The 10,562-nt window shown below is 58.2% G+C and carries 5 protein-coding genes; 1 reads left to right on the top strand and 4 read right to left on the bottom strand.

Features of this window, described 5'->3' with window-relative positions; genetic code table 11:
* Positions 1–456: 456 nt before the first annotated feature.
* The 3 genes from B2527_RS19035 to B2527_RS19025 all read right to left on the bottom strand — a co-directional run bounded on the left by B2527_RS19035 (position 457) and on the right by B2527_RS19025 (position 6,203).
* Positions 457–2,334, bottom strand: a complete 1,878-nt coding sequence (locus B2527_RS19035) for a UvrD-helicase domain-containing protein (RefSeq protein WP_293717259.1) — start codon at positions 2,332–2,334, stop codon at positions 457–459.
* The gene (locus B2527_RS19030) at positions 2,331–4,637 is read right to left on the bottom strand and encodes an ATP-dependent nuclease (RefSeq protein WP_293717258.1); all 2,307 of its coding nucleotides are present in this window, start codon (positions 4,635–4,637) and stop codon (positions 2,331–2,333) included. The genes B2527_RS19035 and B2527_RS19030 overlap by 4 nt, the downstream gene beginning before the upstream one ends.
* A 486-nt stretch (positions 4,638–5,123) precedes the next feature.
* Positions 5,124–6,203 carry a site-specific integrase gene (locus B2527_RS19025; RefSeq protein ID WP_293717257.1) on the bottom strand — a complete coding sequence of 360 codons (1,080 nt, stop codon included), beginning with the start codon at positions 6,201–6,203 and terminating at the stop codon, positions 5,124–5,126.
* A 103-nt stretch (positions 6,204–6,306) separates the two neighbouring features.
* Here B2527_RS19025 and B2527_RS19020 point away from each other — a divergent pair, with 103 nt between their 5' ends.
* Positions 6,307–7,224, top strand: coding sequence for a DNA-binding protein (locus B2527_RS19020; RefSeq protein ID WP_293717256.1), 918 nt, complete (start codon positions 6,307–6,309; stop codon positions 7,222–7,224).
* Positions 7,225–7,561: 337 nt separating this feature from the next.
* On the opposite strand, the gene B2527_RS19015 is transcribed toward B2527_RS19020, so the two are convergent.
* Positions 7,562–10,555 (bottom strand): Tn3 family transposase, encoded by a 2,994-nt coding sequence (locus tag B2527_RS19015; protein WP_017355001.1) that lies wholly within the window; start codon positions 10,553–10,555, stop codon positions 7,562–7,564.
* Positions 10,556–10,562: the final 7 nt, after the last annotated feature.

Here is a 10,562-nt window from a genome sequence, read left to right as displayed (position 1 = left end):
GCATTGGAAGAATTTTATTTGCGCGCATATGGGTGTGTACAGGCAGACTGGAATATCTGGCCCAACTCATAACGGAGCTACCTGATGACCAAGGCTGGGTTAGGTCTCTTTTGACAGTATTAGGATCGCACTACTTAGGGCGAAGCCGCCCCACGCTTTGGACCGGACGTAGGGAAATCGGCCGCAAGTACGGTCACATAACGCGGCGGGTAATCATATCTCCGCTTAGTAATACAGCCATTGTCGCGCTCCGTTGCGGATCCGTCCGATACGCGCACTGGCCGATGTCTACCTCTCGCCTTGGCGGACGTCGGCGAGCTGATTAGGAAGATTTATCGAGGGTAGGGGGGGGCTTCCAAGTGTCCAGTGGACGTATCTGAGCATCGAAATTTAACCAAGCATTAACTTCTATTGCGCTTTACGTGTGGTGTCAAAATCACCGTTGGAAAGGCTCGGCTATCCCAGATCCGCTATTCCTCGAATCGCTTCCTGAGGGAAAAGCTTCCTTTTCTCGATCGCTTCTTTAGCCGCCTCAACATCGGGAGCGAAGATCACCACCGCCAAGTCCTTCGTGGCGCGCGAGCAGCAGACGTAGAAGAGCCTGCGGGTTCGGTCAAGGACAGACTCTTCTCCTGCTGCGATATGCTCTTCGTCGCTCTTCGATGTTTCTGTGTAGCCAAAGTATTTACCGTAAGAGTACTGCCGGTAGTTTGCCTCTTCATCATCGATCACAACTAGCACTCGCTCGAACTGAGCGCCCTTTACGCCGTGATGGGTTGCGAAGGGGGACTCCTCGGCAAAGTAACGTCGATAGGCCCATAGGTCCTGGACACTACAAGCGATGAAAGCTTGAATGTTCTGGTATCCACTGCTGTCGTCGTTCTGAGGTTCGTCGGCAAGATGAACTCCGAATCGGTCATCGAGTCGGAGCAATTCAGTGTCGCGCACATGCCTCAGCACATCAGATATGGTTGCCTGGGAGCCTTCAGCGAGAAGCTCCACAAGTACTCTCAGCGCTTCCTGTAGGTCGCCGAGAGCCGCCGCAGCATCCTGGCCACTTAGCCTGTCAGCTTCGAGCTTCGGACTAACGCTGCGTAGTATGGAAATGACATTGAAGCTCTCGCCCGCCAGTTCCGCCACGACGAGCGGAAGAATGTGCTGGACGAAGGGCCTTAGCGGCCAAGCTGTTCCATCGCTCAGACCCTCGCTCAGACTCATCGGTGCGCGGTCATTGAGCGCGGCGTAGAGGGCGGGGAAGCCAAGGCGGCTCGCTGCCATTCGATGAACCAAGACAAGCAGGCGCACGTCACTCTCGCGAACATCGCTTAGCCACTGAGCGTCGTTGGTATGCTCTGACATCCACTGCCGCACGGCGGCCAAGCGCGCAGTACGATCTCCGTCGGAGGGGAGGACGAAGAGATTAAAGGTCCCAGAAACAGGTTGTTCCTGACCATCGAAAATTCTAGTCCTGCCGCGAGTCTGTCTGAGTCCGTCCCCTTCGAGCCGGATGGCATTGATGACGTTCAGCACAGATGTAGGACACCTGAAGTTCTCAGGCTTGGTAATCGGCACCCAGTCTTCACCGAGTTCTATCGGGCCAGCCCCGCTCATATAGATCCGTTGCATTGGATCTCCGAAGAAGCCAACGCACAGCTTCGGATGCTCCGCGGCTATCGTCCGTAGCGCCTTGACTACGTCGGGATTGGTGTCCTGACTCTCATCAACGAAGATGTAGGGGAAATGTGTCGCAACGACTTGTCTCAGTAGCGGGTATAGAGCGATGCAGGCCGGTGCGAGCTTCAATATATCGTCATGACCGAGGATCCCCTCGCCGTAGCTACTCCCGGTTCCGTAATCGAATTTGTCAACTTTTTGCACTTCTGCAAGTTCAGCCTCAAGGTCGGCCATTTCCAGCTCAAGGCGATCTTTGGTTTTCTTCTGAGTCCTTGGCTTCTCGAAGTGTTCGCGGCGCTCGCCAATTTTCTCCCTAATACGACCCTGAACCCATACGGCGATATCCGATTGGAATGGCCTGACTATCGACCAAAGGAAGCTATGAATGGTGGAGATGTGAAAAAGAGAGGAGACGCCCACATCTTCCGATATCTCACCAACGGCCACTTCGGTGTAGGTAATGCAAGCAATCTTCTTGCCAGCACGACGCAGGGCAGGCCCGCGTGTCTCGCCTAGATGAGCAAGCGCTTTGATGAGCGAGGTGGTTTTGCCGGAACCCGCGCCGGCGACCATTACGAATGAGCGAGGTGGCTCTTGATCAAGGCACCCTCGAAGTTCCAGGTCGGCAGGCGTGTCGGGGCTTCCGATGCGGCTAGTCATTCCTGTTCAGCCTCTTCGACAGGGGCGCCGGCAGGCTGGGGTGCATTGCCATTTGGTTGAGGTTCTTCAGGCTCGGGGGGAGAGATTTCCTTCTCGAGCCAGGTTAGTCCATCGGCGATGTAGGCCGGCACTACCCATTTGTCCGGATCCTCTGCTAGAAGGCCAAGTGCAAAGTCGGTTTTGTTGAAGCTCTTGCTTTGAACACGCTTGTGAATGCGGTCGGCGAGCGTGCCCAGACTCTTCTCATTGGCCTTTGCAATGGCAAGGCGGAGCAGCTTGCGATCTTTGTTCTGAGACCATTGGAGATTCTCGAGCGCGAATGCCTCCTCCAAAGTGCGGCCCGCCAGCTTCTGGGTTTCCCCGCTCCACGTCACTTCTGTTTGGCACTGGTAGGCCACCCGCACCAGGGCGTCACCGTCCAGCACCCTTGGCTGAGTCTTCTGTTCGGGCGTGGCTTCCCAAAGTGCCGCCACTGTCCCAACTTTGGGAAGCCACTGAATTAGGGTTTGATTGGATGTTGCGGCGCCGGCATGACTGGCTATGCATGCCTTCCCGGGCTTGCCCGCTGCTTCTGCGGTGTCCTCCTCGTCGTCCTCATCCTCACAGTTTGCGTCTGTACCATCAGCGCCCGGTTCTTGCGGTGCAGCCGCGACAGCTTGTTCGGGCGCAGGTGCTGCGGGCCCAACCACGCTATCCAGATCCGTGATTATGAGAGTAGTTAGGCCGAGGAAGTCGATCAGAGATTTGAATCGATGGCCAAAGGCTCCGCCGATCTCCAGTACGGTGAGATATGTGGACTGTAGCCTCGGTGCTGCCTTGGCGATCATCTGTGGCAACAGCAGTCTTTCTACATTGCCTTCCACAAGTATCGCACCGTCTGCGAAGAACAGGTCACAGTGAGCGAGCTTAAGGTAGCGCTCGAGGAAGTTGCGATCGGCTTCTTCGGCGATGTTGTAGAACACAGAAAGGTTGAGAATTTCAGACGTTGCTGTGTTTTGCTCCCGCTTTCGGCGGAAGTAGCGGATTGGCTGGAACCCTCGTTCGTAGAGGATATGAGTGGAATGGGTGGTAACGACAATCTGACTAGTGTGATGCTTCTTGTGTTCATCGCTCAGCGCAAGGATGTCTATGACCTTTCGGATAAAGACCTGCTGTAGCTGCGCGTGAAGGTGCGCCTCCGGCTCTTCAATGAAGACCAGATGCACCGGCGGGCGATCCTCCTCGACTGCCAACCACTGGGCATGGAGGTCGAGTAGTTCCACAACCATGAAGATCAGATTCTTGAAGCCAAGCCCGTTGTACCTGTCCGGTAGCGTGGGTGGATTTGGATTTCCGTCATCGGCGCCGAGAGCGTAATGCACAGCTGCACCGTCACGGCCGCTCATGATCTGCGCTGGATCGAGCGCAGAGCGAATCATCATTCTTGGGTTGGTAAGGCCGGGATAGCCGAGTTTGGAAAGGTTCTTCAACGTCGGCTCAAACACGCGTTCAAGGTGCTTGTTGAGCGACACCTCGGAAGCTGCCAGTGCGCTCAGCGCCTCAATGTCGTCGCCCTTTTGTTCTAGATTTCGCTCATAGAAGCGGCTAAGTACACGGGAGAGCTCCTCCGACCGCGAGCCACCTTGGCCATCGGAAAGATGCCGTTGGGCATTGAGGAAATCGACTTGGAGGAGACTCTTAAGAATGTCCCGTCCGCTGCGCGATTTCCCGGTCAGAGGGGACGGTGCATAGCCTTCAGCAGCGACCATGCTGTCATCGAACTTCGCGGGATCCAGGACGAAGTACTGGAACTCATATTCATCATGAAGCCGGTCACGAAGGAACTCCCTAAGGTCACGAGGAGAAGGGTCATATGTTGGCGCGCCCTCCTTGTCCTTTGGTGCCGCATCCAGGGCGCGTTGTCGTACTTCCGCGTAGCGTGTATGTGTCGCTGTCGGATTGACTGGCGCATAAGCAATGCGCATACCAACCAAGCTGCCTTGCCAGGAAAGGCTGGGAAGCAAATCTACGACGCGATGGATATCGTCTGCTCCGATGTGAAACCAGATGTCTAGCTCGATCGAGGGCAACTGGTCTGTAGCTAGACCATCGCTTTGGCCATACGCATTGATCTGTGCCCAAAGATCGGAGCTGAAGTCGTGGATGTTGAAGCGGCCGCGGCCGCCGAACAGTTCCAGTGCGTGGCCAACGGATGTCTTTCCGCTGTTGTTGGAGCCTACGAAGATTGAGATATCTGAGGCGAGGTCAATGACAACGTTCTTGAGCCGTCTAAAATTTCGGACAGCCAGTTTCTTCAGGTACATCCTGCACCCCATTTAACGCTTCAAGTGGTATGTGTGCCCCGCCTGGAGATGCGTGCCGTCCATCCCCGACATGGGTGCCAAAAGCCAACGCAAGCATAATCCAGAATTTCTGGGCGTGAGCTCGCTCTCGGTTTTTTGTTCGCGAAAGGCCGGGAGGCAGTCTCGATAGACTCTGGTCTGCGGCGAGATCTGGTGCGGCGCTCTAGTAGTTAGCGCCGCGGCCACAAAGTGCTCCGGCACGCTGCAGTTCGTCCTCAGTCTTCCTGCCCCTAGTCCCTGGAGCAAAGGTACGGCGTTGCCCTAGTGCTCATCCTGGCTGGCACCGTAGATCCACTGCTTGTGCCGCTGGGGATTGCGCAGCACCAACAGGCCATCTAGAGGGGTCTGTTTACCGATATCAACATGCAAAGATCCGAGGTTTGACCTCAGCGGTTCCCGAGTGAAGCAGAACTAGGTTCTTAGGTGGATCGTCACATGTAAATCGGATTACTTCAGCAATCGGGCCGCGGGATTGTCCTCCGCTGCACCTGCTTGGAAATATCCAATGACGCTGGCCACCGAGCGATGTTCGGTCATTGCCATAACTGCCGGCAAGGGCACGCCTTGCTTGCCAGCCTCGGTGACAAACCCCGACCGCAGACTATGCGCCCCAAAATCCCCCACCAACCCAGCCAACGCACTCCGCCGCTTCACGATGGTGGCCACCGAGCCAGGGAGTAGGGCAGGACCCAAACGATTCTTCCAGATCCGCCGGAAGATCGCCCCATCCTGAATTTCTGCGGCGTCGAGCCAAGCCGCCAAGGCCTCAGCACTCCGCCCCAAGATTGGCTTGTCCGGCGTCGAATCCACCTTGACCCCGGCCTGCTGGGTCTTGGAATACTCCAGCCGGTAGATGTAACCGTCGTCGCCGACCTTGCGCAGGTCACGCATGTCCGCCGCGGCGATCTCGCTACGGCGGCGTCCACCACTGGCAAAGCCAAAGCAGAGTAGGGCACGGTCACGCAGTCCTTCCAAAGTGCCATCACAAGTCGCCAGCATGGCCTCGAGCTCGGGGCGCGTGATGGCGGTCTTCTTGGTCGGCTGCTCACCGCGTTTGACTGACGCTCGGCGGGCACGGCTCAACAGCGTCCTGATACTGGGCAGCTCGCACGGATTAGTCAGCCGCTTGAGTTTGTGGGCCGTAGACAGTACGGCCACGCGCTGGACCACGGTCGACAGCTTCAACGGCCCGACCTTGGCCTTGAGGCCGGCGGCCACCAACGCCTGGTCAATCGTCGGCGGCAGTTCGCTGACTAGGCCGGTCTTGCCTTTGCGCTGGATGTGGTCGACCAGGAACTGGATCACCACGGCCTCGCTCGCGGGCAACGCCAGTTCGATGCCGTAGCGGGCTTGATGCCAGCCGGCCCAGTAGCGCAGCGCCGTGGCGTAGCTGCGGGTCGTGTTCGCCGCTGCGGCTTCGGCGAGTAGTTCGCGTACCGCTTCCGCGGCCTGTTGGGCCAGCTGCTCGGGGAGTACCAGGTTTGCGGCCGTCGCTGCCACGGCAGGCAATGTGCTATTTCGTTTCATACTATGTAATGTACGTTATGAAATAAGGGGCGTACTAGTGATAATCATCACTTATCGACAGTACGTTACCAGCAGAGTAGGGCACCAGTACAGGAGACTTCCAATGGCCCGCGGCATCACCGAATCTGACGTCCATACCGCCGCCGACGAGCTGGTGGCCAAGGGCGAGCGCCCCACTGTCGAACGGATCCGTGCTCACTTGGGGACAGGCTCGCCGAACACGGTGACCCGCTGGCTGGAGACATGGTGGAAACGACTTGGCACGCGTCTGCAGTCAGCGCGCCCGGATCTGGAAGATGCGCCAGCGGTGTTGGCAGAACTTGCCGGGCAATGGTGGGAGCTGGCGCTGAAGCATGCCCAGGAGGCCGCCCGCCGAGAGCTTGCATCGTCCGAGCAGGATCTGGCTGCCGAGCGTGAAGCGCTGGAGGCCAGTTCCCGACTTGTGACTGAAGAGCTGGCGCGAATGAGTGCAGAGCGTGACCTTGCTATCACCGAGGAGAGAATTGCAGCGACCCAAGCTTCAGAGCTACAGCACCTGGTCGACCAGCTTCAGCTACAGATCTCTGAACTTGCAGAGCAGCGCGACCTCGAGCGCCGAAGAGCCGACCGAACCGAGACAGCGAGACAGGAACTCGATGCCCGCCTTAACGAGGCCTTAGAGACGGCGAAATCTGAGCGGGAGGGCTGGACCGAGTACGTCAGATCTGTCGAGAATCGAGCGCTCAGCGATGTTGATCGAGCCCGCCAAGAGCTGAAGGATCTCCAGGTGCAGCAAAGCAAGGCATCCGAACAACACAGGGCCCTTGAGAAGCAGCTGCGTCAGGACATCCAGGCCGCCCAATCGGCGGCCGCCACGGCCAGTCAGTCTGCCGACATCCTGCGCGGCAGATGTGACGCGCTTGAGGGGCAACTTTCAGGGCTTCGAGATTTGCCAGCTCAACTGGAAGTGGCGCTCAAGCGATCCAACGGAGTTCGCATCGCTGCTGGTGTGAGGCCGAAACGCAAGCGGTCGAAGCAATGACTGCCTGGCTGCAGATGAGTACGCAAGCGTATGGACATTTAACTATTGCGAGGATGGACATCTTCTTCTGAAAACAACAGCTGCGGCCGCTCGATACAGCTTTTCGCATAATGTATATTATGTTAGAGGTGAGGCGGCACAGACATTGCCGAATCCTGCACACCGCAGCTTCCCCGCTGCGCGTCTGACCAGGAGCAACAATGAAGAACAGGAAGTTGACCGGCCCGTGGGCCGGTTTTTGAGGGTCGGCAGGGAATCGTTACGTACAGGGCCAAAAGCTGCCTAAGCAATTGAAACGAAATGATAATTGCCTTATCCCGATAGCGGATCTCCCCGTCTATGGGGCCTGTTCAAGGACTTTCGCTGTATAGCTCAGCGGCGCCACTTCCCTATCAAGGTCGAGATGGTAGTCGCCGAAGCGATTGATGTGGCTGGTCCGATACGGCGACAGGCCGGCCAGGATCTCGGGGGTCAGTTCAATCCCCTCCTTCCGCATCTCAGCCAAGGTCCGGCTCATGCCTTCTACGTTGTGGAGGATGATCATGTTGGCGACCAGCTGGCTGTACTTGATGATCTTGCGCTGCTCGTGTTGGACGTTCTCAGCAATGATCCCCTGGCTGCCAAAGAACACCCATTTTACGAAGCCGTTGTACTCCTCGCTCTTGTTGGTCGCAGCATGGATCGTTTTCCGAATCTCGTTGTCGTCGATGTAGCGCAGCAAGAACAGCGTTCGGACGGCCTTGCCAACTTCCCGGAAGGCGAAGTACAGCTTGTTCTTCCGGCTGTAGGTGCCCAGCCGGCGCAGGATCGAGGACGCGGTGATCTTCCCCAATCGGATTGAGATCACCACCCGCAGCATGTCGTGGAGATGGGTCGCGATCAGTTGCCAGTCGATGCTGTCTCCGAACAGTGCCTGGATGTTCTTATAGGTCCTACCAGGTTCGGGCCGGAAGAATGTCAGATCCTTGATGTTTCGTATCCTGGGCATCAGCTGGATGCCCAGCATGTGGGCCAAACCGAAGACCGGATAGCTTTGGGCCTGCGTGTCGCCATGGACGATCTCGGGCTGGATGTCGGACGTGTTGGCCAGCAGGCCATCGAGGATGTAGATGCCCTCGTGCACGCCACAGGGAATGAAGTGGCTGAACAGCGCCACGTATTTGTCGGACACATGGTAGTAGCCGATGCCGCCGTAGCCGCCGTAGCGGATGTGGTACTCCGACAGCAGGTTGTCCTCGTACACGCTCCACTTGGTGCCATCTGCTGACGCGCTCTTGCCGCTGCCCCAATAGCCCGGCAGGTCAAATTTGTTGTAGGTATTGATGACCTCCACGATGGCCTTCTCAAGGACATCTTCGGTCACGTATTTGAGGTTGAGCCAAGCGACCTGGCGACGGCTGAAGCCCTTGATCGACCGCGCCGTCTGCGTCGGACCCAAGTTGCAGCCATAGCAAAACAGCGTGGTGATCACCCGTCGAGGGAGATCTTCAACCTGGCTCTCGGTGCCGGCGATCGGACGGAAGAATCGGTGCAGATCCAGCCATTGGCTGGCGTCGATCAGGACATCGACGATGCTGGACTCCGGGAGCCGTTCGGCGATGAGGCGGTCCACGGTGGCAATGGCGCTTGAGACCTCGGCGCGTTGCCCCTTCCGCAGTACCAGGCGTCCTTCCAGAATGTCCGCATGAACATTCTCGGGGAAACGCTCGTCAACTTCGTCGGCCAAGTCGGTCAGTTGTGCGCGCAACCCGGCCACGAAAGTCGCAGCGTCGGTGGGCAAGCCTGACACCTGGCCATAGGCTTCCAGTTCCTGGGCCAAGGTGGCTTCATCGACCAGCTGCTCGCGGTAGTCGTCAAATCGTTCGCTGCTCGGGATGAAGAGATCTCCCGACTTCAGTTCGTCCTTGACCTGCACCAGCACGGCCAGCTCGAAGTACTTACGGTGCATCCAGCCGGCGCCTGCCGCGCTGGCCCGCTTGCCAAACACGTGCTGACGCCAGAGCTTGGACATCCAATCGAAGTCCTTTTCCGGGTCCAGGCCGAGGGATGCGACCTCGATCAGCTCACGGCGTTGGTTGCGCAGCGACAGCACCGCTGCAATCAACGGCTCCATGCCGGCATCGTGGCTGGTTGCCCGCAAGTTCATCAGCTCCAGCCCATTGAACAGCAGCGGCCTGACCGCGCCGTAGGGTTGCAGCATGAAAGGCAGATAGTTCTTTCCTGCGTATGCCATATGTTCTTCGCATTCGGCCAACAAGGTCGACACTTCCGCTTCCAGACTGTTATCGATGGCATCCACGCGCTGACTATCGCTGCCGTCGAGCTGATAGGCCTGCAGGATTTCCTTGAGCTGGCCGATCAGGAAGTCGGCCCGCTTGGCATGTTCGAGCTGGTAGGCCAGCAGCTTTTGCTGGGCCGTGTTCTCCAGCCCGCGCACCTGCTTGATGAACAGCTCGGCTGCGTCATCCAGCGTCTTGGCATGCTGGGCGCGAATGAAGATGGTGGCCAACGCATAGCGCTTGTCCGGAGCCAGTTCGGCTAACTCGCTGGCGTCATAGGCGCGAGCCATTGCACGGAATTGCTTGAGCTTGGGCACCGGCACATCGATGGGAGGCAGCTGCTCGGCCAACTGCTGCAGCATGCGGATGTGCTGCAGATAGAACCGGACCTCCTTGTTGGTCGGTCGGCCAGGCTCGCGCTTGAGCGATTGCCAGCCAGTAAATCTGGAGCCTTCCGGTGCGCGCAGCAATTCGTCAATGAGCGTGCGCGTGGCAGGCGTCAGCGCGTGACTGATGCTGCGGTAGTAGCCCAGATTGACCCGCTCACGTGCGCCGATGGCGGCCAGCTCCAGGGTGCGGAAGCCTGGCAGTTCGTAGCGGTGGTGCACCAGCTCTTCGAGCAGGACGTTCACGATGTCCGGGATGGTGTGCTTGGTCTGGGCTGCTCCGGTGGCCACCGTGTCCAGCCAGGCCAAGCCTGATTTGTCCAGGGGATGTACCCCGATGAACTGCCGAAGCTGCGGCATATGGCGGCGCTGGCTACCGGAAGCGTCGTAACGTTCGAGCTGGTCGGTGTCCAATACGCGCCCGAGTCGGGCGGCCTTGGCGATGTGCTTCCGGATCCGCTCGGGCACTTCGGCTAACACCGTGAAGTAACCCAGGCGCTGGAAGAGCTTGAGATGAATCAGTACCGCCAGCTGCGGTCCCGGCTGGGTGGTCAGCTGCTTGGCGAATGCAATCTCAGCGGCGGTGGGGGTATAGATCTCCTCCAGTTCCTTGGCGGTGGGATCAGGCTTCAGTCGCGGGTAGGCGGTCTCGTGAAGGGTAGCCATTGGATCC

Origin of the sequence: Stenotrophomonas sp. UBA7606 (genome assembly GCF_002477705.1) — a bacterium.
Taxonomy (GTDB): Bacteria; Pseudomonadota; Gammaproteobacteria; order Xanthomonadales; family Xanthomonadaceae; genus Stenotrophomonas.
Note: the sequence above shows the minus strand (reverse complement) of the source record. Positions and strands in the feature narration are given on the sequence as shown.

Coding starts and splice junctions, on each gene's coding strand:
- B2527_RS19035 (WP_293717259.1), bottom strand. CDS start 2,334: ATGACTAGCCGCATCGGAAGCCCCGACACGCCTGCCGACCTGGAACTT.
- B2527_RS19020 (WP_293717256.1), top strand. CDS start 6,307: ATGGCCCGCGGCATCACCGAATCTGACGTCCATACCGCCGCCGACGAG.
- B2527_RS19030 (WP_293717258.1), bottom strand. CDS start 4,637: ATGTACCTGAAGAAACTGGCTGTCCGAAATTTTAGACGGCTCAAGAAC.
- B2527_RS19015 (WP_017355001.1), bottom strand. CDS start 10,555: ATGGCTACCCTTCACGAGACCGCCTACCCGCGACTGAAGCCTGATCCC.
- B2527_RS19025 (WP_293717257.1), bottom strand. CDS start 6,203: ATGAAACGAAATAGCACATTGCCTGCCGTGGCAGCGACGGCCGCAAAC.